At 71.0% G+C, this 24,667-nt stretch carries 21 protein-coding genes and 1 tRNA gene; 8 read left to right on the top strand and 14 right to left on the bottom strand.

Translation table 11 applies throughout. The annotated features are described in order from the left end of the window. Position 1 precedes the first annotated feature (1 nt). Positions 2 to 658 carry a nicotinamide riboside transporter PnuC gene (pnuC, locus tag C6361_RS24270; RefSeq protein WP_107263457.1) on the bottom strand — a complete coding sequence of 219 codons (657 nt, stop codon included), beginning with the start codon at positions 656 to 658 and terminating at the stop codon, positions 2 to 4. A gap of 107 nt (positions 659 to 765) precedes the next feature. On the opposite strand from pnuC, the gene C6361_RS24265 reads away from it, so the two are divergent. Beyond that, entirely contained in the window at positions 766 to 1,065 is a 300-nt protein-coding gene (locus tag C6361_RS24265) for an antibiotic biosynthesis monooxygenase (protein WP_107271147.1), read from the top strand. Positions 1,066 to 1,231: 166 nt separating this feature from the next. Here the strand turns inward: C6361_RS24265 and C6361_RS24260 are convergent, their stop codons facing one another. After that, positions 1,232 to 2,074, bottom strand: coding sequence for an STM4013/SEN3800 family hydrolase (locus tag C6361_RS24260; RefSeq protein ID WP_107263456.1), 843 nt, complete (start codon positions 2,072 to 2,074; stop codon positions 1,232 to 1,234). A 434-nt stretch (positions 2,075 to 2,508) separates the two neighbouring features. Here C6361_RS24260 and C6361_RS24255 point away from each other — a divergent pair, with 434 nt between their 5' ends. Then, positions 2,509 to 3,288 carry an SDR family oxidoreductase gene (locus C6361_RS24255; RefSeq protein ID WP_107269122.1) on the top strand — a complete coding sequence of 260 codons (780 nt, stop codon included), beginning with the start codon at positions 2,509 to 2,511 and terminating at the stop codon, positions 3,286 to 3,288. Between the two features lie 34 nt (positions 3,289 to 3,322). On the opposite strand, the gene uvrB is transcribed toward C6361_RS24255, so the two are convergent. The 3 genes from uvrB to rpsA form a co-directional block, all read right to left on the bottom strand. Then, positions 3,323 to 5,434, bottom strand: a complete 2,112-nt coding sequence (gene uvrB / locus C6361_RS24250; protein ID WP_107263454.1) for an excinuclease ABC subunit UvrB — start codon at positions 5,432 to 5,434, stop codon at positions 3,323 to 3,325. Positions 5,435 to 5,957: 523 nt separating this feature from the next. After that, entirely contained in the window at positions 5,958 to 7,160 is a 1,203-nt protein-coding gene (gene coaE / locus C6361_RS24245) for a dephospho-CoA kinase (RefSeq protein WP_107269121.1), read from the bottom strand. 256 nt (positions 7,161 to 7,416) lie between these two features. After that, positions 7,417 to 8,931: a 30S ribosomal protein S1 gene (gene rpsA, locus C6361_RS24240; protein ID WP_107269120.1), complete on the bottom strand. Its 1,515-nt coding sequence runs from the start codon at positions 8,929 to 8,931 to the stop codon at positions 7,417 to 7,419. A gap of 393 nt (positions 8,932 to 9,324) precedes the next feature. Here rpsA and C6361_RS24235 point away from each other — a divergent pair, with 393 nt between their 5' ends. From C6361_RS24235 to C6361_RS24220, 4 genes are all read left to right on the top strand, one after another. Further along, entirely contained in the window at positions 9,325 to 10,170 is an 846-nt protein-coding gene (locus C6361_RS24235; RefSeq protein ID WP_234358973.1) for a class I SAM-dependent methyltransferase, read from the top strand. A 28-nt stretch (positions 10,171 to 10,198) separates the two neighbouring features. Next, positions 10,199 to 10,801, top strand: a complete 603-nt coding sequence (locus tag C6361_RS24230; RefSeq protein WP_107269119.1) for a Uma2 family endonuclease — start codon at positions 10,199 to 10,201, stop codon at positions 10,799 to 10,801. 62 nt (positions 10,802 to 10,863) lie between these two features. Continuing rightward, entirely contained in the window at positions 10,864 to 11,076 is a 213-nt protein-coding gene (locus C6361_RS24225; protein WP_107263450.1) for a DUF2945 domain-containing protein, read from the top strand. Further along, positions 11,069 to 11,506: a DUF3140 domain-containing protein gene (locus C6361_RS24220; protein ID WP_107269118.1), complete on the top strand. Its 438-nt coding sequence runs from the start codon at positions 11,069 to 11,071 to the stop codon at positions 11,504 to 11,506. The genes C6361_RS24225 and C6361_RS24220 overlap by 8 nt, the downstream gene beginning before the upstream one ends. 19 nt (positions 11,507 to 11,525) lie before the next feature. On the opposite strand, the gene polA is transcribed toward C6361_RS24220, so the two are convergent. The 8 genes from polA to C6361_RS24180 all read right to left on the bottom strand — a co-directional run bounded on the left by polA (position 11,526) and on the right by C6361_RS24180 (position 21,478). Beyond that, positions 11,526 to 14,213: a DNA polymerase I gene (gene polA, locus C6361_RS24215; RefSeq protein WP_107269117.1), complete on the bottom strand. Its 2,688-nt coding sequence runs from the start codon at positions 14,211 to 14,213 to the stop codon at positions 11,526 to 11,528. A 131-nt stretch (positions 14,214 to 14,344) separates the two neighbouring features. Further along, a complete protein-coding gene (locus tag C6361_RS24210) occupies positions 14,345 to 15,055 on the bottom strand; it encodes an ABC transporter ATP-binding protein (protein WP_107263447.1) in 711 nt (236 codons plus the stop codon). Further along, on the bottom strand, positions 15,045 to 16,019 hold the full coding sequence (locus C6361_RS24205) for an ABC transporter ATP-binding protein (protein ID WP_107269116.1): 975 nt from the start codon (positions 16,017 to 16,019) through the stop codon (positions 15,045 to 15,047). Before C6361_RS24205 ends, C6361_RS24210 begins: the two co-directional genes overlap by 11 nt. Beyond that, complete coding sequence (locus tag C6361_RS24200; RefSeq protein WP_107269115.1) at positions 16,012 to 17,157, bottom strand: branched-chain amino acid ABC transporter permease; 1,146 nt, start codon at positions 17,155 to 17,157, stop codon at positions 16,012 to 16,014. The genes C6361_RS24205 and C6361_RS24200 overlap by 8 nt, the downstream gene beginning before the upstream one ends. Next, on the bottom strand, positions 17,154 to 18,095 hold the full coding sequence (locus tag C6361_RS24195; RefSeq protein WP_107269114.1) for a branched-chain amino acid ABC transporter permease: 942 nt from the start codon (positions 18,093 to 18,095) through the stop codon (positions 17,154 to 17,156). Before C6361_RS24195 ends, C6361_RS24200 begins: the two co-directional genes overlap by 4 nt. A gap of 64 nt (positions 18,096 to 18,159) precedes the next feature. Next, positions 18,160 to 19,317: a branched-chain amino acid ABC transporter substrate-binding protein gene (locus tag C6361_RS24190; RefSeq protein WP_107269113.1), complete on the bottom strand. Its 1,158-nt coding sequence runs from the start codon at positions 19,315 to 19,317 to the stop codon at positions 18,160 to 18,162. A gap of 223 nt (positions 19,318 to 19,540) precedes the next feature. After that, positions 19,541 to 20,797 (bottom strand): hypothetical protein, encoded by a 1,257-nt coding sequence (locus C6361_RS24185; protein ID WP_159079459.1) that lies wholly within the window; start codon positions 20,795 to 20,797, stop codon positions 19,541 to 19,543. A gap of 63 nt (positions 20,798 to 20,860) precedes the next feature. Further along, entirely contained in the window at positions 20,861 to 21,478 is a 618-nt protein-coding gene (locus C6361_RS24180) for an ANTAR domain-containing response regulator (protein ID WP_107263441.1), read from the bottom strand. 88 nt (positions 21,479 to 21,566) lie between these two features. Here C6361_RS24180 and C6361_RS24175 point away from each other — a divergent pair. Continuing rightward, positions 21,567 to 21,639 (top strand) — tRNA-Leu (locus C6361_RS24175). A gap of 269 nt (positions 21,640 to 21,908) precedes the next feature. Then, on the top strand, positions 21,909 to 23,012 hold the full coding sequence (locus tag C6361_RS24170) for a DUF4185 domain-containing protein (protein ID WP_107269111.1): 1,104 nt from the start codon (positions 21,909 to 21,911) through the stop codon (positions 23,010 to 23,012). Positions 23,013 to 23,031: 19 nt separating this feature from the next. On the opposite strand, the gene C6361_RS24165 is transcribed toward C6361_RS24170, so the two are convergent. Continuing rightward, a complete protein-coding gene (locus tag C6361_RS24165) occupies positions 23,032 to 24,666 on the bottom strand; it encodes an NAD(P)/FAD-dependent oxidoreductase (protein WP_199853067.1) in 1,635 nt (544 codons plus the stop codon). Position 24,667: the final 1 nt, after the last annotated feature.

The raw sequence follows: 24,667 nt of genomic DNA, 5'->3' as shown, positions 1-24,667 counted from the left end.
CTCACGGGGTGGCCGGCGCCGGCCCGGGCGCCATCGGCCGGGCGGCGGCCGAGAGCCGGCGCAGGTCGGCCCGCCAGTTCCGCAACCCGAGTACGCAGAGCCCGAGGAAGACCACGTACAGCGCGGCGGTCAGGTAGAGGCCCTTGTAGGCGTAGAGCGGGATGTAGACGAGATCGGCGGTGATCCAGATCCACCAGCTCTCCACCCGCTTGCGGCACTGGCCGTACGTCGCCATCAGGGAGAGCGCGGTGGTGACCGCGTCCGGCAGCGGCACGGTCGAGTCGGTCGCCCGGTCCAGCAGCAGCCAGAGCAGCAGCGTCAGCACCGCACCGGCGCCGACCAGCACCGTCCACTCCCGACGGCCGGTCCGGCTGACCACCAGCCGGCTCCGCTGCGCACCGCCGAAGAGCCAGGCCCACCAGCCGTAGAGGCCGAGTGCGACGTAGACGATCTGGAGCCCGGCGTCGGCGTACAGGCCGGCGGTCCAGAAGAGCAGCATCAGCAGCAGCACGTTGGCGATACCGACCGGCCAGTTCCACATCTTCTGCCGGGCCAGCAACCAGACGTTGAGTACGCCGGTCGCGAAGCCGAGCAGTTCGGCCCGGCTGGTCGGCGTATCCGCCACGGTGAATGCCGTACCGGTCAGCCAGTCGAGCATGGCGCACCTCCCGCAAGATCCTTCGGAGTTCCTACCGTAGGTACCGGCGGGCGGGACGGGTATACCCCGATCGACCAGCCCGGGCGCTGCGTGCCATGCTGCGAATCATGGTGCTGGAGATTGCCCTGATCGACGTGCTGGCCGGTCAGGAGGAGGCGTTCGCCGAGGCGTACGCCAAGGGTCACCCGACGCTGGCCGGTACCCCCGGCTGCCGGTCCGTCCGGATGACCCGGGGGATCGAGTCGCCGTCCCGGTTCGTGCTGCTGGTCGAGTGGGAGTCGGTCGAGGCCCACCTGGAGAACTTCCGGGCCACCGAGCGGTTCGACACCTGGCGCTCGCTGATCGGCCCGTACTTCGCCGCCCCGCCGGTGGTCGAGCACTTCACCGACGTACCCGCGCAGGGCTGACCCGCCGCGCGCGCAAACTGTCGTACGCCGTCGTTAGCGTCCCCGGGAGACAACGCGGCTCCGTCGACCGACCCGAACACCGGCGCCGCTGGACCCGGCGGGTTCGGGGCCGCCGGGTCCGGCGGATCCACGCTCGCCGGCCGCGCTAACCCGTCGAGCGAGCCGGTCACCCCGACTGTTCCGGCCCCGGCCAGTCGCCGGGCTTGCCCCAGTCCCCCGGTTCGAGGACGAACTGCCCGTACGGCACCGTCCACACCACCTCGTGACCGAGCCGGTGACCGCTGTGCCCCTCCTCGCCGTACGCGGTGCCGTGGTCGGAGCAGAGCAGCACCAGGCAGGGCCGGTCCCGGGAGGTCGCGAGGGCGAAGAGCCGTCCGATGTGCCGGTCGACGTACTCCAGCGCGGCGGCGTGGCTCTCCCGGGAGTCCCGGTCGGCGCCGGGCAGATAGTGCCGGTTCGGCTGGTGGATCGCCGCGACGTTGACGAAGAGGAAGAGCGGCCGCTCCTCCGGCACGGTCGGCAGCACGGTGGCGATCCGGTCGAGCTGCGCCTCGAAGCACCGGGGCGCGGACACGCCGAACTCGGGCTCCCAGTGCGCCTCGGCGAAGAGGGCCGGCAGCACGCCGCCGAGCGGGGACCGGCCGTTGAAGAAGCCGACGCCGCCCACGCAGACGGTGTGGTAACCCGCCCCGGCCAGGGCCCGCACCACGTCCGGGGCGTCGAAGGTCCAGGTCTGCTCACCGGTGCTCTCGCTGCCCGGGGCGGCCGCCGCGAAGAGCCGGGTGTGCGGGCCGGGTGTGGTCGGCGTGGGCAGGAAGCCGGCGAAGAACGCCTGGTGCGCCGCGTAGGTGAAGCTGGCCGGACTGTGCCGTCGCTCCCAGACCCCGCCCGGCAGCGCACGCACCAGATTCGGCGTACGCCCGGCCGAGGCAAGCTCCTCGGCCACGTCGTACCGGAGTGTGTCCAGGGTGACGAACAACAGGTCGTGGCTGCCGATCAGCTCCTTCATGCTGCCCTCCCCACCTCTCTGTCACGTCCCGGATTCCCATGCTGCCCGGTGCCGCCGTCGCCCGCGCGCCCGGAACCCCTGCCACCCGCCCAGCGGCGCCCTGGCAGTCATCCGTCGATCATGCCAGTCACCCGTCGACCGCCACGTACCGGTCGCCGTCCCCGCCGGGGAGCGCCAGCGCACCGAGGCCGCCCTCCGGCCCGGTCCGCGCGACCGTCCACAGTGGGGTCTGTCGACCACCGCCAGGCCGGCGAATGCGCTGCCGTGCGCATCGATCGTCATCGTGTGGCGGCTCCGGTAGGGCTCGGGGGCGGCAGAACCCTAGCAAGGCGGCCGGACATCCGACCGCCCGACGCCGAACCCTGGGGGGCGTCGGCCGTTCCACCGGCGATTCCCGCTGGCCCGGACGAGGCGGATCGGGTTGACTCTGCGGCATGGCGGAACGGGTCGCACTGGTAACCGGAGTCAGTCGCCGGGCGGGGATCGCCGCCGCGGTCGCCCGGCGGTTCGCCGCCGCCGGCTACCGGCTACAGCTGACCGGCCTACCCGGGTACGACGAGGCACAGCCGTACGGCGGCGACCCCGAGGGCATCCCCGGACTGCTCGCCGAACTGGAGCGGCTGACCGGCGACCCCGACCTGACCCGGTACCGGGCCGCCGACCTGACCTCGCCGACCGCCCCGGCCGAACTGGTCGAGGCGGCGGTACTCGCCCACGGCCGGCTCGACGTGCTGGTCGCGGCGCACGCCTATTCGACGCCCACCCCGCTCGGCAGGCTCGACGCGGACGAGATCGACCGGCACCTCGTGGTCAACGTGCGGGCGAACCTGCTCCTCGCCGAGGCGTTCGCGGCGGCGTTCGACGCCGGCTCCGGGGGCCGGCTGGTGCTCTTCTCCAGCGGCCAACGGCTCGGCCCGATGCCGGACGAGCTGGCGTACGCGGCCAGCAAGGCCGGGGTGGAGAACCTGGCCCGGCAGTTGAGCCCGCTGCTCATGCCCCGCGGCATCACGGTGAACTGCGTCAACCCGGGGCCGACCGACACCGGTTGGGCCTCGCCGGAGGAGATGGCGGCCGGCGGTCACCTCTTCCCCGGCGGCCAGTGGGGGCAGCCGGACGACGCCGCCCGGCTCGTCGAGTGGCTCTGCTCGCCGGACGGCCGCTGGATCACCGGCCAGGTGATCGACTCCGAGGGCGGCTTCAACCGGTACGCCTGACGGTGCCGACCGCCGCCGGCCACGCGGCCGGTGGTCAGTTGACCCCGGCCGCGTCCATCCCGCGCAGCTCCTTCTTCAGCTCGGCCACCTCGTCGCGAATCCGGGCGGCGAGCTCGAACTGCAACTCCCGGGCGGCGGCCAGCATCTGGTCGTTGAGTTCCTGGATGAGCTGGGCCAGCTCGGCCCGGGCCATCCCCTCCCGGGCCGGTGCGGCACCGACCCGGCCCCGGCTGCGGGTCTCCGGCGTCGGCGCCTTGCCCCGGGACATCTGCCGCACCGCGCCGCCGACCCGGGTGGTCGCCCCCTCGGTGTCCTCGGCCTCCCGGTAGATGTCGTCCAGGATGTCGTGGATCTTCTTGCGCAGCGGTTCCGGGCTGATCCCGTTCGCCTCGTTGTGCGCGACCTGCTTGGCCCGGCGCCGGTTCGTCTCCTCGATCGCCTCGGCCATCGACGGGGTCATCTTGTCCGCGTACATGTGCACCTGGCCGGAGACGTTTCGGGCGGCCCGGCCGATGGTCTGGATCAGCGACCGGCCGCTGCGCAGGAAGCCCTCCTTGTCGGCGTCGAGGATCGCCACCAGCGACACCTCGGGCAGGTCCAGCCCCTCCCGGAGCAGGTTGATCCCGACCAGTACGTCGTAGTCGCCCTTGCGCAGCTCGCGCAGCAGCTCCACCCGGCGCAGCGTGTCGACCTCCGAGTGCAGGTAGCGGACCCGGATGCCGTGCTCCAGCAGATAGTCGGAGAGATCCTCCGCCATCTTCTTGGTCAACGTGGTGACCAGGACCCGCTCGTCCCGCTCGGTGCGCAGCTTGATCTCGTGCATCAGGTCGTCGATCTGCCCCTTGGTGGGCTTCACCACCACCTCGGGGTCGACCAGGCCGGTCGGCCGGATCACCTGCTCGACCACCTCGCCCTGGGCCTGCTCCAGCTCCCACGGGCCGGGGGTGGCGGAGAGGAAGACCATCTGGCCGACCCGGTCCAGGAACTCGTCGAAGCGCAGCGGCCGGTTGTCGGCGGCGCTGGGCAGCCGGAAACCGTGGTCGATCAGCATCCGCTTCCGGGAGGCGTCGCCCTCGTACATGCCACCGATCTGCGGGATGGTGACGTGCGACTCGTCGACCACGGTCAGGAAGTCGTCGGGGAAGTAGTCGAGCAGACAGTGCGGTGCGCTCCCCGGCGACCGGCCGTCGATGTGCATCGAGTAGTTCTCGATGCCGGAGCAGAAGCCGACCTGGCGCATCATCTCCACGTCGTAGGTGGTGCGCATCCGCAGCCGCTGCGCCTCCAGCAGCTTGCCCTGCCGCTCCAGCTCGGCCAGCCGCTCGGCCAACTCGGCCTCGATGCCGGCGAGCGCCCGCTCCATCCGCTCCGGGCCGGCGGTGTAGTGGGTGGCCGGGAAGATCAGCAGATGGTCGACCTCCCGGACCACCTCGCCGGTCAGCGGGTGCAGGTAGTAGAGCTTCTCCACCTCGTCGCCGAAGAACTCGATCCGGAGCGCCAGCTCCTCGTACGCCGGGATGATCTCCAGCGTGTCGCCCCGGACCCGGAAGGTGCCCCGGTTGAAGGCCATGTCGTTGCGGGTGTACTGCACGTCGACCAGCCGGCGGAGCAGCTTGTCCCGCTCGACCTCCTGGCCGACCCGGATCCGCACCGACCGGTCCAGGTATTCCTGCGGGGTGCCCAGACCGTAGATCGCCGAGACGGTGGCGACCACCACCACGTCCCGGCGGGTCAGCAGGGACATCGTGGTCGCGTGCCGAAGCCGCTCGACCTCCTCGTTGATCGAGGAGTCCTTCTCGATGTAGGTGTCGGTCTGCGGAATGTACGCCTCGGGCTGGTAGTAGTCGTAGTAGGAGACGAAGTATTCGACGGCGTTGTTCGGCAGCAGCTCGCTGAACTCCTTGGCGAGCTGGGCGCAGAGGGTCTTGTTCGGCGCCAGCACCAGGGTGGGGCGCTGCAACCGCTCGATCAGCCACGCCGCGGTCGCGCTCTTGCCGGTGCCGGTGGCGCCGAGCAGCACACTGTGCCGGTCGCCGCGACGGACCCTGCGCTCCAGGTCGTCGATGGCGGTCGGCTGGTCACCCGAGGGCTGGAACTCGGAGATCACCTGGAAGCGGCCGTCGAGCCGCGGAATGTCGAGCGCCATGACCTCAACCGTACGCCGACGGTGTGACAAGCCGCCGGGCCACGGTGGGTACACGATCGGCTTCGATATCGTCATTGTGTGTGTAAGATCACCGCGCTACCGTTCTAGGGTAGGCCGCTCGCGGCGGCCGACCGGGTCTGCGACAACAGCCGCCACACCGGCTGCGTCGCATCCGGCGCAGGAGTTGCAGCCCCGGCTCAGGCCGGCGAGCGCACCGATGCGGTCGCGCAGAGCGCAGACCGGCCGCCGCGAGCGCCCTTTACGTCCCTCCCCGGCCGCTGTCCGCCGCACTGCGTTGTTCTGCGGCGCCTCGCCCCTGCGGGCCCCTTCACCGCTGCGGGCCCCTTCGCCTCTGCGGACCCTTCACCGCTGCGGACCCCTTCACCGCTGCGGACCCCTTCACCGCTGCGGACCCCTTCACCGCTGCGGGCTCCTTCGCCTCTGCGGCACCTCGCCCGGGTCGGCACCTTGCCCAGGTCGGCGCGTCGCCCGGGTCGCGGCCGTCCGCCGGCTCCGGCGCCGTTCACGATTCCTCCTCGGGCGGCCCCGGTTGCCAGCCGACGGCCGCCGCCCACTCCTCGGCGTACCGGTGCTCCCGGTCGAACCACGGCTCCTTCGCCTCGGCGTAGGCGTCGAGGTCCGGGCCGGCCGCCGCCAGCCGCCGTTTCACCGCCAGATAGTCGGCCCGGCGCTCGGCATCGGCCCGCAGGTGGTCGCGCATCAACAGGGCGAACCGCCAGCCCGGCGAGCCGATCTCCCGGACGTGCAGGTTGACCGGCCGGCCCGGGTCCGCGCCGCCGTGCAGCCGCTTCTCCCACCGGGAGGTGTCGCCGGGGTGGCGCGGGTTGTCCCACCACTGGCCGGGACAGCGTGGGAAGCCGGCCTCGGCGAGCCGGTCGGCCAGCGCGTCCGCCTCGGCCAGCGAGGTCACCCCGAGCTGGAGGTCGACGACGTCCTTGGCGGCCAGCCCGGGCACGGAGGTCGAGCCGATGTGGTCGACGCGTACCTCGGCCGGGGCGACGGCGTGCCGGATCCGGGCGGCCAGCCGCCGGTACTGGGCCGGCCAGCCCGGGTCCGGCTCGACCAGTCGCGCCTCGGTCGCCCGTACCGGCCGGTGCTGCCTGACGTTCTGCTCGTACGGCGTCAGCCGGTCCCGCCACAGCGCGTCCAGCGCGGCGTGCAGCTCGGTCAGCTCACCGTCGTTGTCCAGCAGTACGTCGGCGGCAGCGGCCCGCCGCTCGTCCCCGGCCTGGGCGCGGATCCGCTGCGCCGCCTGCTCGACGGTCATGCCACGGTCCCGGACCAGCCGCTGCACCCGGGTCGCCTCGGCGGCCCGCACCACCAGCACCAGGTGGTACGTCGGGGCGAGCCCCACCTCGACCAGCAGCGGTACGTCGTTGACCACGATCGCGTCCGGAGCCGCCCCGTGCACGAGTTCGGCGCTGCGTCGGCGTACCCGGGGATGGATGATCGCCTCCAGCCTGGCCCGCGCCGACGGGTCGGCGAAGACGATCTCGCCGAGCGCGGCCCGGTCCAGGGTGCCGTCCTCGGCACGGACCCGGGCGCCGAACGCGGCCACCACCTCCCGCAGCCCGTCGGTACCGGGTTCGACCACCTCCCGGGCGATCCGGTCGGAGTCGACCACCACCGCCCCGAGGCGGGCCAGCCGGGCCGCGACGACGCTCTTGCCCGACCCGATTCCACCGGTGAGTCCGACCTTCAGCACCGGTCCAGTCAACCCGATCGGCGCCCACCAGCCAAGATCTTCGGGGTTCCGCGACCCGTCCGTGCCGCCGGAGCCGGTGGCGACACAGGGCCCCGCGCCGGCCCGGACCCGCCGGGCGCGCCCGCTGCCGCAGTGCCGGCCGGAGAGGCCGGGGAGAAGGGCGAAGAAGTAGCAGGGGCAAAGGGGAAGGCCCGCTTCCCGGACCGGTCGAGCCGGTCCTGGAAGCGGGCCTCCGCCGCGTGTTACCCCGCGTCGGCTACTTGCCGCCGGCGAGCTTCTCCCGCAGTGCGGCGAGCGCCTCGTCGGTGGCCAGCGTGCCGGCCGGCTCCTCCGCCTGGCGGGCCGGAGTGGTGCTGCTGGACGAGGTGGCGCCGCCGCCACCGCCGCCACCGCCGGTGCCACCGGTCGCGGCGGCCGGGTTGGCCGCGGCCTCGGCGTCGGCCGCCCGGGAGTTCTGCACCTGCTTGGTGTGCGCCTCCCAGCGGTTGCGAGCCTCGGCGTACTGCTGCTCCCAGGCCTCCCGCTGCTTGTCGAAGCCCTCGAGCCACTCCCCGGTCTCCGGGTCGAAGCCCTCCGGGTAGATGTAGTTGCCCTCGTTGTCGTAGGTCGCGGTCATGCCGTAGAGGGTCGGGTCGAAGTGCTCCTCGCCCTCGACGAAGCCCTCGTTGGCCTGCTTGAGCGAGAGCGAGATCCGCCGCCGCTCCAGGTCGATGTCGATGACCTTGACCATGACGTCCGAGCCGACCTGGACGACCTGCTCCGGGATCTCCACGTGGCGCTCGGCCAGCTCGGAGATGTGCACCAGGCCCTCGATGCCGTCGTCGACCCGGACGAACGCACCGAACGGCACCAGCTTGGTGACCTTACCCGGCACGATCTGCTGGATCGCGTGGGTACGGGCGAACTGGCGCCACGGGTCCTCCTGGGTCGCCTTCAGCGACAGCGAGACCCGCTCGCGGTCGAGGTCGACGTCCAGCACCTCGACCTCGACCTCCTGGCCGACCTCGACAACCTCGGACGGGTGGTCGATGTGCTTCCAGGAGAGTTCGGAGACGTGCACCAGGCCGTCCACGCCGCCAAGGTCGACGAAGGCGCCGAAGTTGACGATCGAGGAGACGACGCCCTTGCGGACCTGGCCCTTCTGGAGCTTGTTGAGGAACTCGGTGCGCACCTCGGACTGGGTCTGCTCGAGCCAGGCCCGGCGGGACAGCACCACGTTGTTGCGGTTCTTGTCCAGCTCGATGATCTTGGCTTCGAGCTCCCGGCCGACGTACGGCTGGAGGTCCCGCACCCGACGCATCTCGACCAGGGACGCGGGCAGGAAGCCGCGCAGCCCGATGTCGAGGATGAGGCCGCCCTTGACCACCTCGATGACGGAGCCGCGGACGACGCCGTCCTCGTCCTTGATCTTCTCGATGGTGCCCCAGGCGCGCTCGTACTGGGCCCGCTTCTTCGAGAGGATCAGCCGCCCCTCCTTGTCCTCCTTCTGGAGGACGAGGGCCTCGATGTGATCACCGACCGACACCACCTCGGCGGGGTCGACGTCGTGCTTGATCGACAACTCGCGCGAGGGGATGACGCCCTCGGTCTTGTAGCCGATGTCGAGCAGGACCTCGTCCCGATCGACCTTGACGACGGTGCCTTCGACAATGTCGCCGTCGTTGAAGTACTTGATGGTCTCGTCGATCGCGGCGAGGAAAGCTTCCTCGGAACCGAGGTCGTCGACGGTGACCTTGGTGGCGCTCGAGGGGGCCTCGATGCTGCTCGTCATGTGGGCGGTTGCTCCGGTCGGATGGATGTCACAGCAGGTTTGTGTCGCGGTGACCCTTTACGCTCCGCGGATCCGTCGTCAGGTGCACCGGGCGATCGCTGCCTCCGACCGCTGGGATTATCCGACGACCGCGGACCTGCTCCCTGCCGAGGCACACGATCCGCGAGCGCATCGAACAGCTTACCGTGCGCATTACCACAGCATGCAAGCCCTCCCCGCACGTGATGAGATCCGCTGTCCACTGCTCGGGAAGAGGTCGCCGGGGGCCGTGACCGCACCCTACCCCGCACCGGTACCGGCAAACGGCGACCGACCGCGCGGCGCGCGGGTTGGCCCGGCGTGGCCGCCGGCCCGACGGGTGCCCGCGCCCGTCCGGGGCACTAGCGTTGCGGGGTGCCCGAGAACACCCTGGCCGAGCTGCCCGAGGACGACCTGCCCGGAGTGCTCCGCCGCCCGGTCAGCGACGGCGAGAGCCGGTGGGCCAACCGCCGCTGGTGGGACGCGGACGCCGACGACTACCAGGCCGAACACGGCGCGTTCCTGGGCCAGGTGGACTTCGTCTGGTGCCCGGAGGGGCTGCGCGAGGCCGACGCCCGGCTGCTCGGCGAGCTGACCGGCCGGCGGGTGCTCGAACTCGGCTGTGGCGCGGCCTCGGCGGCCCGCTGGCTCGCCGCCGAGGGTGCCCGGCCGGTCGGGCTCGACCTCTCCGCCGGCATGCTGCGGCACGCCGCGCTCGGGGCCGCCACCTCGGGGGTACGCGTGCCGCTGGTCCAGGCCGACGCCCTGGCACTGCCGTTCCGGGCGGCCAGCTTCGACATCGTCTGTACGGCGTTCGGCGCGATCCCGTTCGTGGCCGACTCGGCGGCGGCGCTCCGCGAGGTGTACCGGGTGCTCCGCCCGGGCGGCCGGTGGGTGTTCTCGGTCACCCACCCGATGCGGTGGATCTTCCTCGACGACCCGGGCGAGGGTGGACTGGTCGCCACGCACTCCTACTTCGACCGCCGGCCGTACGTCGAGCAGGACGCCGACGGCACGCCTACCTACGTCGAGCAGCACCGCACCCTCGGCGACCGGGTACGCGAGATCGTCGACGCCGGCTTCGTCCTGCGGGACGTGGTGGAGCCGGAGTGGCCGGCCGGCCACGAGCAGGTCTGGGGGCAGTGGAGCCCACTGCGCGGCCGGCTCTTCCCCGGCACCGCCATCTTCGTCTGCGACAAACCCGTCGGCACGGCCGCCTGACGTCGGGCCGGCTCCGTATGCTGGGCCGATGAGCGCTGAGCCGGTCGCCGAGATGCCCGGCCCCTGGCAGCCGGACCCGGTCCGGCAGCGCCAGGCCGGCTACCGGCTGGAAGACCTGCTGCACCTGCCGCCGGACGCCCCCCGGGTCGAACTCGTCGACGGAGTCATCCGCATGGTCCCCTCCCCCACCCTGGGCCATCAGAACATCTCCTACCTGCTGCGCCGGTGGCTGGGCCAGCATGCACCCGAGCACCTGCGGGTGACCCAGGCGGTCGGGGTCGCGTTGAGTCCGGACTTCACCCGGGAACCGGACGTCCTGGTCCACCGGGCCGAGGTCACGGCGGACCGGCACTTCCTGCTGCCGCACGAGGTGCTGCTCGCCGTCGAGATCGTCTCCCCCGGCACCCGCCGAACCGACCGGTTCAGCAAGCCGGCCGAGTACGCCGCCGCCGGCATCGCCACCTACTGGCGGGTGGAGCAGGACCCGGTCCGGGTGTACGCCTACCGGCTGGCCGACCGGCCCGGACGCAGCGGCAACCGGGAGTACGAACTGCTCGCCGAGGCCGACGAGGTGCTGGAACTGACCCAGCCGTTCCCGATCAAGCTGCCGATCGGCGACATCACCCCGTAAGTCCCATTCCCGTTCCCGGAAGCGCCCCGGTTACCGCTCCGAGCCGCCGGGTAGACCCCGGTATGCCAGAGCGAAGGAAGCTGCACAAGGGCGACCGGGTGAGTTGGCGCAGCCACGGCTCCAGTGCGCACGGCACCGTCCAGGAGGAGATCACCGAACGGACGTACGCCGGGAAGCGCACCGTCGCCGCGTCGAAGGAGAACCCGCAGTACCGGGTTCGCACCGACGAGGGACGGGACGCGGTGCACAAGCCGGAGGCGTTGTTCGATGAGTAGCCGGGACGAGGACGGCCGGGACACCGTCCGGGAGTTCCGGGACGCGGTGAACATGAACCCGGGCGAGCTGGGCAAGTGGCTGGCCACCGACGACTCAAAGGCGGTGGGTTGGCGCAGGCGCGGCAGCGGCGGCGGCGAGTCGGTCGGGCACGAGTCCGGCCGGCGCATCATCGACCTGCTGCGCAAGCGGGCCAACCAGTTCACCGACCGCGACTTCGCGCACATGCGCAAGGTCGTCGGCTACGTACGGCGGCACATGGCGCAGCGCCCGGCCGGGGACGTCCGGAACACGAAGTGGCGGTACTCCCTGATGAACTGGGGCCACGATCCGCTGAAGGCGCCGCTGCCGGCGGTGGGCGGACCGTCCCGGAAGGCGCTGCAACGGCACCGGGAGACGGAGCGCACCTCGGACCGGAACCGGCGCCGCTGACGCCGGCCGGCCGAGGCGGTCAGTGGTCGGCGCTGTTCCAGTCCGAACCGACGCCGACCGAGACCTCCAGCGGTACGGCCAGCGGATAGGCGCCGCCCATCTCGCGCCGGACCAGCGCCTCAAGGTCGGCCCGCTCGCCGGGTGCCACCTCGAAGACGAGTTCGTCGTGCACCTGGAGCAGCATCCGGGAGCGCAGTCCGGAATCGCGCAGCGCGGTGTCGACGTGCAGCATCGCCACCTTGATGATGTCGGCCGCCGAACCCTGGATCGGGGCGTTGAGCGCCATCCGCTCGGCCATGTCCCGGCGCTGCCGGTTGTCGCTGACCAGGTCGGGCAGGTAGCGCCGACGGCCGAGGATGGTCTCGGTGTAGCCGTCCTTGACCGCCTTCTTCACCACCGTCTGGAGGTAGTCCCGGACCCCGCCGAAGCGGCTGAAGTATTCCTCCATCAGCGCGCGGGCCTCGTCGGCGGCGATCCCGAGCTGCTGGCCGAGGCCGAACGCGCTCAGCCCGTACGCCAGTCCGTAGTTCATTGCCTTGATCTTGCGCCGCTGGTCCGGCGTCACCTCGGCCACCGACACCCCGAAGACCGAGGAGGCGGTCGCGGCGTGGAAGTCGGCGCCGGAGTTGAACGCCTCGATCAGCGCGGCGTCGCAGGAGAGGTGCGCCATGATCCGCATTTCGATCTGGCTGTAGTCGGCGGTGAGCAGGCAGTCGTAGCCCGGCCCGACCACGAAGGCCCGGCGGATCCGCCGGCCCTCCTCGGTGCGGATCGGGATGTTCTGCAGGTTGGGGTCGGTGGAGGAGAGCCGGCCGGTCGCCGCCACCGTCTGGTGGAAGGTGGTGTGGATCCGGCCGTCGTCGGAGACCGACTTGAGCAGGCCGTCGACGGTGGACTTGAGCCGGGCCACGTCGCGGTGCCGGAGCAGGTGCTCCAGCAGCGGGTGCGGCTGCTGCGCGTAGAGCCACTGAAGGGCGTCGGCGTCGGTGGTGTAACCGGTCTTGATCTTCTTGGTCTTGGGCAGGCCGAGCTCGGTGAAGAGGATCTCCTGCAACTGCTTGGGCGAGCCGAGGTTGAACTCCCGCCCGATCACCCCGTACGCCGCCTGGGCCACCGCCTTGACCTCACCGGCGAAGTGCGCCTCCAGCTCCGAGAGGTAGTCGGTGTCGGCGGCGATGCCGGTCCGCTCCATCGCGGCGAGCACCTCGATCAGCGGCTGCTCCACCTCGTCGAGGAGGCGGGCGGACTGCTCGCCGTCCCGGGACAGTTCGGCGCCGATCGCGTCGGCCAGATCCAGGGTGGCCCGGGCCCGGAGCATCAGGTTCTGCTCGACCTCGCCGTCGTTGCCGAGGCCGTCGAAGGCGAGCTGGCCGGTCTCCGGCGCGTCGACCTTCAGCTCCCGGTGCAGGTAGCGCAGGGCGAGGTCGGTCAGGTCGTAGGAGCGCTGGTCGGGGCGGGCCAGATAGGCGGCGAGCGCGGTGTCCCGGGCCACCCCGCGCAGCGTCCAGCCGTGCGCGGCGAAGGCGAGCCGCGCCGGCTTGCTGTCGTGCAGCACCTTGGGGCGTTCCGGGTCGGCGAGCCAGTCGGCCACCGCCGCCTCGTCGGCCGGGGCCAGGCCGGCCGGGTCGAACCAGCCGGCCACCCCGGTCGCGGTGGCCAGCGCGACGCCGGTCAGCGCGCCGGTGCCCCGGCCGAACGAGCCGGCGACGGCGACCCCGACCGGGGTGCCGGGCCGCACGTGCTCGGCGAGCCAGCCGGCCACCTCACCGGTCGGCAGGACCCTGCCGGAGAGGTCGAACCCGGACTCGGCCTCGGGCTCCACGGCGTCCAGGTATTGGTAGAGCCGGTCCCGCAGGATGCGGAACTCCAGGGTGTCGAAGACCTGGTGCACCGCCTCCCGGTCCCAGCCCTGCCAGCGGGTCTCCTCGGCGCGCAGCGGCAGCTCCAGGTCGGAGACCAGACAGTTGATCTCGTAGTTCCGGATCACGTCGGCGAGCCGTTCGCGCAGGTTGTCGCCGGCCTTGCCCTTGATCTCGTCGGCCCGGGCGACCACGCCCTCGACGCCGCCGTACTGGAGGATCCACTTCGCGGCCGTCTTCGGGCCCACCCCCGGCACGCCGGGGAGGTTGTCGCTGGTCTCGCCGACCAGCGCGGCGAGGTCGCGGTATTGCTCCGGGCCGACACCGTAGCGCTCGGTGACCGCCGCCCGGTCCATCCGGGCCAGGTCGGAGACGCCCTTGCGGGGGTAGAGCACGGTGGTCCGGTCGTCGATGAGTTGGAACGCGTCCCGGTCGCCGGTGCAGATCAGCACCTCCATGCCGGCGTCCCGGCCCTGGCAGGCGAGGGTGGCGAGCACGTCGTCGGCCTCGTAGCCCGGCTTCTCCACCGTCGGCACCCGTAGCGCGGCCAGCACCTCCTTGACCAGGCTGACCTGGCCGGCGAACTCGCCCGGCGTCTCGGAGCGGCCGGCCTTGTATTCGGCGTAGCGCTCGGTCCGGAACGACCGCCGGGAGACGTCGAAGGCCACCACGATGTGCGTGGGGCGCTCGTCGCGGAGCACGTTGATCAGCATCGAGGTGAAGCCGTAGACCGCGTTGGTCGGCTGCCCGGTCGTGGTGGAGAAGTTCTCCACCGGCAGGGCGAAGAACGCCCGGTATGCGAGCGAATGACCGTCGAGCAGCAGCAGGCGCGGCGTGGAGGCTGTCACGATAGGCGACTCTAGTCCGAACCCCCGACACCGCATCCACCGCCGGGCCGCCCGGCGGGCCTGCGGGTACCCCCGGCGGACGCCGCAGGCCCCGGTCCGGAGAACCGGACCGGGGCCTGTCGGGTACGGGATCAGGCGACCCCGAGATATGCCTCCTTGACCGACGGGTCGTGCAGGAGTTCCTGGCCGCTGCCCTCCTTGACGATCCGGCCGGTCTCCAGCACGTAACCCCGGTGTGCCCGGGAGAGCGCCTGCTGGGCGTTCTGCTCCACCAGCAGGACCGTGGTGCCCTGCTGGTTGATCTCCGTGATGATCTCGAAGATCTGCTGGATCACCATCGGGGCCAGACCCATGGACGGCTCGTCCAGCAGCAGCAGCTTGGGCCGGCTCATCAGCGCCCGCCCCACCGCCAGCATCTGCTGCTCACCGCCGGAGAGCGTGCCGCCGGCCTGCTTGCGCCGTTCGGCCAGCCGGGGAAAGAGCCCGAAGACCCGCTCCAGGTCGGCGGCGATCCCCGCGCTGTCCCGCCGGGTGTACGCCCCCATGTCGAGGTTCTCCAGCACCGTCATGCCGGGGAAGATGCCCCGGCCCTCCGGCGACTGGCAGATGCCCCGACCCACCCGCAGGTCGGCACGGAGGTTGGTGATGTCCTCACCGGCGAACCGGATCCGGCCCCGGGCCACCGGCCGCAGCCCGGAGATGGCCCGCATCGTGGTGGTCTTGCCGGCGCCGTTGGCGCCGATCAGGGCCACGATCTCGCCCTCGTCCACGTGCAGACTGATGCCGTGCAGGGCCTCGATCCGGCCGTACAGCAGGGTCAGGTCCTCGATCTCAAGCAGCATCTGCCGGCACCCCCAGGTAGGCCGCGATCACCTTCGGGTTCTCCCGCACCTCGGCGGGAAGCCCCTCGGCGATCTTCTTGCCGAACTCCAGCACCACGATCCGGTCGGTGACACCCATCACCAGCCGCATGTCGTGCTCGATGAGCAGCACGGTGTAGCCGAGGTCGCGGATGCGCCGGATGAGCTGGAGCAGCTCCTCCTTCTCCGCCGGGTTGAAGCCGGCGGCCGGCTCGTCCAGGCAGAGCAGCTTCGGCTCGGTGGCCAGCGCCCGGGCGATCTCCAACCGCCGCTGGTAGCCGTACGGCAGGTTGCGGGCCAGTTCGTTGGCCCGGTCCCCGATGCCGACGAACCGGAGCAGTGCCAGCGCCTTACGCTCACCGGCCCGCTCCTCCAGGGTGTGCCGGGAGATGCCGAAGATCTTGGCACAGGTGAGCCGGACCTGCTGCCAGGCCCGGTAGAGCGGAACCTCGGAGTCCACCACCGGCAGCTCCTCCGGCTTCGGCCGGACCCGGTAGAGCCGGAACAACGCCCCCGGCACGCTGGTGAAGTGCTGTGAGTCGGTGCCCACCATCACGTTCTCCAGCGCGGTCATCTCCGGGAAGAGCCGGATGTTCTGGAACGTCCGCGCGATGCCCATCCGGTTGATCTGGTGCGGCTTGCGACCGCTGACCCGGGTGCCGTCGAACCGCACCTCGCCCTCAGTGGGGCGGTAGACCCCGGTCATGGCGTTGAAGCAGGTGGTCTTGCCGGCGCCGTTCGGTCCGATCAGCCCGATGATCTCACCCTTGTAGATCTGGAAGCTGACGTCGTCGAGCGCCACCACCCCGCCGAACCGGAGGGTGAGGTGGTCGACGTCGACCAGTACCTCCCGCTGGCGTGGGATCGCCCCGCCGATTTTGATCTCGTCCTTGATCTCGTCCTCGGACAACGCCTGGATCTCGTCCCTGATCTCGTCGTCAGGCATTCGCGGACACCTCCTTCGCCCGATCCTGCAACTCGCGGGCGCGGCGCCGGCTCGGTATCAGACCCTGCGGCCGGAGCAGCATGATCAGCACCAGGGCCACACCGAAGACCAGGTACCGGTACTCGGCGAAGTCCCGGAACCGCTCCGGCAGGTACGCCACCAGGAAGGCGCCGAGCGCCACCCCGGCCATGTTGCCCGCACCGCCGACGACCACCATCGCGACGAACAGGATGGAGAGCAGTGCGTTGAACTGGTTGGGTTCGATGAAGGCATTCCGGCTGGCGAAGAGGAAGCCGGACATCCCGCCCAGCGCGGCACCGATGGCGAAGGCCCAGAGCTTGAACTTGAAGCCGTACACCCCCATCACCGCGGCGGCGTCCTCGTCCTCCCGGATCGCCAGCCAGGCCCGGCCGACGCGGCTGCGCTCCAGTCCCCGCACCGCGAAGATCAGCACAATGCCGACGGTGAGGGCCAGCCAGTACCACGGCTTCATGTCGATCAGGCCGAAGATGTCGTTGTCCGGCGAGGGCACGCCCTGCGGTCCCGGGATCCCCGCGACGCCGGAGGGGCCGCCCGTCCAGGCGACGTTCCGGGCGACGATACGGATGATCTCGCCGAAGCCGAGAGTGACGATGGCCAGGTAGTCGCCGCGCAACCGCAGCGTCGGCCAGCCGAGGATCACCCCGGAGATCATCGTCAGGGCGATGGCCAGCGGGATGCAGATCGCCCAGGCCACCGACCAGTTCTCGGAGAGCCCGAACTGGCTCTGCAGCGCCTTCACCACCGGCGACTGCTTCGAGCCGAAGAGCGCCACGGAGTACGCGCCGATGGCGTAGAAGCCGACGTACCCCAGGTCGAGCAGGCCGGCGAGCCCGACCACCACGTTCAGGCCGATCGCGATCAACACGTAGATGGCGCAGGTGAAGAGCACCCCTGCCCAGTTGTTGCCGCCCGGGATCGAGTCGGTACGCAGCCAGATGAGCCCGGGAATGCCGAGTAGGGGGAGGTAGTAGAGGAAGGCGAGGAAGGCGAGGAAGGCCAACACCCGCTGCCACTTCGGCAGCGCGCGGAACCGCGCGCCGATCCCGCCGGTCACCCCGCTCACCCGACCGGTCAAGTTCCGGATGGTGTCGGTCATGCCCGTGCCCTCCCCAACGACTCTCCCAGCAGGCCGGTCGGCCGGAACAGCAGCACGACCACCAGCACGACGAACGCGGCCACGTCCTCCCAGTTCGACGAGGTGAGGGTCGCCGCGTAGACCTCGACGATGCCGAGCAGCAATCCACCGAGCAGGGCGCCCCGCAGGTTGCCGATACCGCCGAGCACAGCCGCGGTGAACGCCTTGAGCCCGAGCAGGAAACCGACGTTGAACCGGGTGTTGCCGTACCGGATGTTGTAGAGCAGCGCCGCGGCGCCGGCCAGCAGTCCGCCGAGGAGGAAGATCAGCAGGATCACGCGGTCCTTGTTCACGCCCATCAGCGCGGCGGTGTCCGGGTTCTGTGCGACCGCGCGCACGCCCCGACCGTACCGCGTCCGGTTGATGAACTGGTCCAGCGCGGCCATCATCAGCAACGCGGCGCCGATCGTGATCACCTGGGTGTTGGTGATCTGGGTGTTGCCGATCGTCAGCCAGACCTCCCGCTCGATCACGTTCGGCATGCCTTTGATCAGCCGGCCCTGCCAGACGCCGAACGCCTCGGAGATGGCCAGCGACAGCCCGATCGCGGTGATCAGGAAGATCAGCGGTGGAGCGTTCATCCGGCGGAGTCGTCGGTAGGCCACCAGTTCCACCGCGACGGCGGTGGCACCGGAGGCCAGCGCCCCGGCGAGCAGGCCCGCGACGAGCAGCAGCAACAACATGCCGATCGACGGGCCGTCGGTCGCACCGAGCATGCCCCACACGCCGAGGACCGCGAAGGTCCCCACCATGAAGACCTCGGAGTGAGCGAAGTTGATCAGCCGGAGTACGCCGTAGACCAGGGTGTAACCCAGTGCCACGAGCGCGTAGATCGAGCCCTTTGCCAAACCGTCGATGGTGTGCTGGCCGAGATGCCCGAAGAGTTCATCGAAGTTCACGAAGTCTCCCTTTTACACCGCGTGCGGCCGGGGGATCCCCCCGGCCGCACGTCGGTTGTCTGGCTCAGCTGAGCTTGATCTCCTGCTGGGCCACGAACTGCTTGGCCTTGACCTCGTACGCCCAGATGACCACGCGAGAGCGGTCGACGTCGCCGTTCGCGTCGAACTTCAGGTACTTCGAGACACCCTGCTTGTCGTAGCTGCGGACCCACTCGACCAGTTCCTCGCGGCTGGTCTTGCCGGCGGCGTAGCCCTCCAGCAGGATCTTCGCCCCGTCGTAGCCCTCGGCGCCGTAGGAGCCCGGCGCGATTCCGTACTCCTTCTGGAAGTCGGCGGCGAAGGTGCCGCCGGCCTTGTCGGCGGGCAGGCAGGGGCAGGTCACGATCGCGCCCTCGGCGGCACCCTCGCCGGCACCGTTCGGGAAGCCGGGGTCGTAGAGGCCGTCGAAGCCGAGGAACTTGGCGGTCACACCGGCGGCCCGGGCCTGCTTGAGCAGCGGGGCGGCCTCGTTGGTGTAGCCGGCGTAGGCGATGACGTCCGGCGCGGCAGACTTGATCTTCGAGATGGTCGCGTCGAAGTTCTGCTGTTCGGCCTGGACCTTGTCCTCCGCCACCACGATCGGACCGAGGCCGCTCTTCACCTCGGCGATGATGCCCGCGCCGTAGGTCTGGCTGTCGTCGATCGCGAAGACCTTCTGCGCCTTGAGTACGTCCTTGATGTAGGTGACCGCGGCGCCGCCCTGGGTCTTGTCGTTGCCGACGACCCGGAAGAAGTTCTTGTTGCCGAGGGTGGTCAGCTCGGCGGCCGTCGCCGACGGGCTCACCATGACCAGGCCGGCGGCCTGGTAGGTGCCCATCGTCGCCTTGGTCTCAGCCGAGAAGTGGCCGCCGATCACCGAGGTGAAGCTGGTGTCCTGAGCGACCTGGCTCGCGACCGGGGTGGCCTGGTCGGCGTTGCCCTGGGTGTCGAACTCCTGCAGGGTGACCTGGCAGTTCGGGTTGGCGGCGTTGTGCTCCTTGACGGCCAGCTTCGCGCCGTTCAGCGACGGGGTCACCAGACCGGCGTTCGGACCGGTGAACGCGCCGAAGATGGCGATCTTGCCACCACACTCCTTGTCGCCCTCCGCGGTGCCGCCGCCGGAATCCTGGCAACCGGCTGCGGCGAGCATCGCCACCACCGCCAGTGCGGCGGTGCCGACGGCCCGTACATTCTTTCGCCTCACGGCTTATGACCTCCTCCAGATGCAGGGCGCGGCATCGGTGACGGCAGAACCTCCGCGTTGCCGTCCCGAACCTGAACCGCACACCTGCGCTACGGCTCGTGATGGCGCAGCGTAGCGGAGGCGTAATCCGTCCCGGAAGAGCTAATGGGCGGGCTTGCCAAACCGTTACGAACACGAGTGCAACAGGCCCCTCGTCCGTAACATTTGACTCATCCATAGGCTCCTATCGGCCGCTGGACAGCGCGTCTGTGATCCACAATCCGCCGCGCTCCCCGTCGTCGACGGCGAGCAGTACCCGCGCTTCGTCGGCGCGCACGACGACGTCCTGATAGACCCCGGCGGGCATCCGAACCGGAGCGGTGACCGTCTGCCAGGTTGACCCTGCGTCATCGGACGCCCACAGCTCGTGTTCACTTCCGTTGGAGGTTGCGGCCAGCAGCCGGTCTCCGGCCGTGGTGAGCGCGCGTACCCGGGGCACCCCGCCCTGACCGGCCGCCCCGAACCGCCCGACGGCGCTCCAGCCGGAGGACCCCGGTCCGGCGGACGGCCCACCCGCCGAGGCGGCGGCGCCGCGCCACGCGCCGAAGGCGCCGCCCCGCAACCCGACCGCCACCGGCGTGCCGCCGAGCAGGACGACCCGCTGGAGTTCCTCGTACTCGTCGGTGGCCGGCAGGTCGAGCCGTTGCCACCGCCGCCCGTCCGGCGAGGTCCAGGCGAGCGGGTCCCGATCCGTCCGGCCGGCCCGGACGATGCCACCGACCAGCAGCCAGCCGGGTGCGGTGGCGATCCCCTCGAAGGCCCACGTCTCGCCGACGCCGTCGTGGGCCAGGCCGGGCGCGGCCTCCAGGATCTCGAACCGGGCGGCGTCCGGCGACAGCCAGACGGCGGCCCCGCTCATCCGGTTGCCGGCGATCAGCCAGCCGTCCGGACCCGCGCCGATCCGGGCCACGTCCATCGCCTGCGGTCCGCCGTACAGCTCGAACGGCGCCGGCACCTCGACCAGTGACCCGTCCGCCACCTGCCGCCAGGTGCTGACCCGGGGGTTGGCGTGCGCGCCGCCGCGCTTCGCCCCGATCACCGCCGCACCGCCGTCGGCACAGGCTACCGAGTAGAGGACGCTGCGCTCGCCGTAGTACGACCGTGGGGTCAGCCGGAGCGAGGTCCAGGAGCGCCCGTCCGGGCTGGTCCAGGCGACGGGCCGGGTGTCGGCGTCCCGGACACCCTCCTCCGGGTTGGCGATCGCGCCGACCACGTACCACCGACCGGCACAGGTGGCGATGTCGCGGATCATCAACCGTCCCGACATACCGGATGGAACGGGCAGGGTCACCGGCTGCCACCGGGCCGTCAGGACGGGGTCCGGTTCCTCCCGGGGGGCGTCGCAGCCGGCCGCGACCAGCGCCAGGCAGAGCAGGACGGCGGCACCCGGACGGCGGAGCCGACCGGGCCGACGACGGGCGCGCGGGTGCCGGATCCACATGTGGCGAATCCTAGGTGCCGGTGCGCGCCGGATGCCATCCGTGGTCGCCGCCCGGTGTCGGCGTCAGCCCGCCTCGGCCGGCTCGGTGCCGGTGCCCTCGGCGAGGATCCGCTCGGCCACCTCACGCATCGTCATCCGGTGGTCCATCGCGGTGCGCTGGATCCACTTGAACGCCTGCGGCTCGGTCATCCCGTAGGTGGTCATCAGCGCGCCCTTGGCCCGCTCCACCGTCTTGCGGATCTCCAGGCGGTCGGTCAGGCCGGCCACCTCGGCCTCCAGGGCGGCGATCTCCGAGTAGCGCGACAGGGCGATCTCGATCGCCGGCACCAGGTCGCTCTTCTGGAACGGCTTGACCAGGTACGCCATCGCGCCGGCCGCCCGCGCCCGCTCCACCAGGTCCCGCTGGCTGAACGCGGTCAGGATGACCACCGGGGCGATCCGGCCACCGGCGATCCGTTCCGCCGCGGCCAGCCCGTCCATGATGGGCATCTTGATGTCGAGGATGACGAGGTCGGGCTTCAACTCCTCGGCGAGGCGCACCGCGGTCTCGCCGTCGCCCGCCTCCCCCACCACGTCGTAGCCCTCCTCGACCAGCATCTCGGCCAGGTCCAGCCGGATGAGCGCCTCGTCCTCGGCGATCAACACCCGCCTACGCTCGGTACCAGCCTGAATGTCGGCCACGAGCCCCTACCCCCAACTACACGTTTCCGACACCTGCCCAGCCGGGTGTCGCCGCCCTCAGCGTAGTGGGTAGTCTTATCGACGCCAGGCCCCTGTAGCCCAACGGCAGAGGCGCGATTCTCAAAAGATCGACAGTGTGGGTTCGAATCCCACCGGGGGCACGCGAAGCATCCCAAAACGGCCGACCGGAGCGCTCCAGCGACCGGTCCGGCGTCCGGCCGGTCGGCCGTCGACGCCGCCGTGACCGCCGGGCCAGGTGCGGCCCCGGGCCGACGCGGGTCGATCTTCATTCGGTACCGGTGTGCGCCGCCCGGATATGCAATTGCTTGACTTGATCAACGACATCGATGAAGGATTCCTTCAGAGCTGCCGTCGCGCCACCCCGCCCCGGCGATCGCTCCGGTCGCGGCCCGGCACCGGAAGGACAGAGATGACACTCAACCGTCGCTCGTTCCTCGGCAGGCTGGCCGCCGTGGGTGCCGCCTCGTCGATCGTGCCGACCCTCGCGCTGCCCGGCACCGCCCACGCCGCCACCTGGAAGAAGCGCCTGACCGGTGCCGACCTGGACACCAACAGCCGGTGGCGGGTGGCCGGCACCGACCTGGGCATCCCGTACGTGCTGGAGAACGGCTCCATCGGCTATCTCTTCGGCGACACCTTCGACACCCCGTGGCCGGAGGGCCCGCCGCTGCCCAACGACTGGCGCTCCCCCGTCATGCTGCGCTCCAACGTCCATCCGGGGGCGGCCGGCGGCGTCGTCTTCGACAGCGCGGCCCGGGTCGCCGGCAACGGCCGGGCCCCGGAACTGATGCGCAACGGTCACAACGGGATCGGCATCGACGGCCTCTGGGAGGTCACCGTCATCCCCAACGACGGGATCAGCTTTCCGGAGACCGGCCGGCAACTGATCTCCTACATGAGCATCGAGAACTGGAACGCTCCACACTGGCGGACCCGCTACGCCGGCCTCGCCTACTCCGACAACGGCAACGACTTCGTCCGTACGCCGCTGAAGTGGTGGAACAACGGCAGCAACACCGACCCGTTCCAGATGTGGACGATGCAGCGCGACGGTGACTGGGTGTACGTCTTCTCGGTCCGGTCCGGCCGCCAGGACGGCCCGATGATGCTGCGCCGGGTCCGCTGGGACCGGATGTTCCAGCCCGAGTCGTACGAGGGCTGGGGCTGGAACGGCACCGACTGGGGCTGGGGCCGCCCCTGCTCGCCGATCCTGACCGGCCGCTTCGGGGAGCCCTCGGTTCGGCGGCTGGCCGACGGTACCTGGGTGATGGCCTACCTCAACTGCCTCACCGGCTGCATCGTCACCCGTACCGCCACCGGCCCCGACCGGGTCTGGACCGCCGAGAAGATCCAGGTGCACCCGTGGCAGGAGCCGGCGCTGTACGGCGGTTTCATCCACCCCTGGTCCAGCCGGAACCCGAACGACCTGCACCTCATGGTCTCCAAGTGGACCCGGGGACCGGACGGCCGGAGCACCGCCTACCACGTGAGCCAGTTCGTCGGCACGGTCTGACCCCGCCGGGGCAGACCGCTCAGGGGGTCAGCGTGAAGCCCCGGTACCCGTCGGCGGCGACGCCGTCGCAGATCCTGCGGTACGCGCCCACCCCGCCGGCGTACGGCATGAAGACCCGCGCCTTGCCGGGCACGTTCGCGCCGAGATACCAGGAGTCGGTCCTCGGGTAGAGGGTGCCGCTGGCGACGGCGGCGACGTGCGCGACCCAGTCGTCCTCGGCCGAGCGGGTGGCCTCGATCGTGCTCAGGCCGCGCTCGCGCAGCCACCGGATGCAGTCGGCGATCCACTCCACGTGCTGCTCGATGGAGACGATCATGTTGCTGAGGGCCGACGGGCTGCCCGGTCCGGTGATCATGAACAGGTTGGGGAACCCCCAGGTGGCGAGCCCGAGATAGGCGCGGGGTCCGGCGGCCCACTTCTCCCTGAGCGACCGCCCGGACCGGCCCCGGATGTCGATGGCGGTCAGCGCGCCGGTCATCGCGTCGAAGCCGGTGGCGAGGACGATGGCGTCGCACCCGTACTCCTGGCTGGACGTCCGGACACCCCGCGCGGTGACCGCCACCAGCGGGGTCCGGCGCAGGTTGACCAGGCGTACGTTGTCGCGGTTGTAGGTGGCGTAGTAGTCGGTGTCGAGGCAGGGCCGCTTCGTCCCGAACGGGTAGCGGGGGCAGAGGTCCTCGGCGACCACCGGATCCCGGACGATCTGGCGGATCTTCGACCGGACGAACTCGGCGGCGGTGTCGTTGGCGTGCTCGTCGACCGCCAGGTCGGTGAAGGCGCTCATCAGGGCGGTGACGCTGCCGAACTCCCAGCGCTGCTGGTACGTCCGGTTCCGTTCCTCGGCCCCGACCTGGAGCGCCGACCGGGTCGCCGGTGGGTGCGGGCTCGGCACGCCGAAGCCCGACTCGCGCTGCTGCTGGCGGAACACCCGGTACCCGGCCTTGAGCCGGTCGCGTTCGGCGTCGGTCAGCGGCCGGTTCCAGGCCGGCATGCTGTACGCCGGGGTCCGCTGGAAGACGGTGAGTTCGGCGGCCTGCCGGGCGATGACCGGGATCGACTGCACCCCGGAGGAGCCGGTGCCGACGAGCCCGACCCGCAGCCCGGTGAAGTCCACCCCATCGTGCGGCCACCGCGCCGTGTGGTAGACCGGTCCGGCGAACGAGTCGATGCCGGGGATCTCCGGTGTCTTGGCGACCGACAGGCAGCCGGTGGCCAGCACGCAGAACCGCGCCGTGACCGGCCGCCCCTGGTCGGTGCGCACCCGCCAGACACGGGTCCGCTCGTCGTGGTGCACGGCGACGACCCTGGTGCCGAACCGCACGTGTCGGCGCAGGTCGAACCGGTCGGCCACGTGCCGGATGTAGCGCAGCAGCTCCGGCTGGGCCGGATAGCGCTCCGACCAGTTCCACTCCTGTTCGAGTTCCGGCGAGAAGGAGTACGAGTAGTGCATGCTCTCCACGTCGCAGCGCGCCCCGGGGTACCGGTTCCAGTACCAGGTGCCGCCGACGTCGTCGCCGGCCTCGATGGCGCGGACGGCGAGGCCGAGCTGACGCAGCCGGTACAGCATGTACAACCCGGCGAGGCCGGCCCCGACGACGACGGCGTCGACGTGCTCGCCGGGCTCGCTCGCGGTGTCGGGTGGGTTCGTCGCCATG

The sequence above is a fragment of the Plantactinospora sp. BC1 genome, assembly GCF_003030345.1.
Classification (GTDB): Bacteria; Actinomycetota; Actinomycetes; order Mycobacteriales; family Micromonosporaceae; genus Plantactinospora.
Note: the sequence above shows the minus strand (reverse complement) of the source record. Positions and strands in the feature narration are given on the sequence as shown.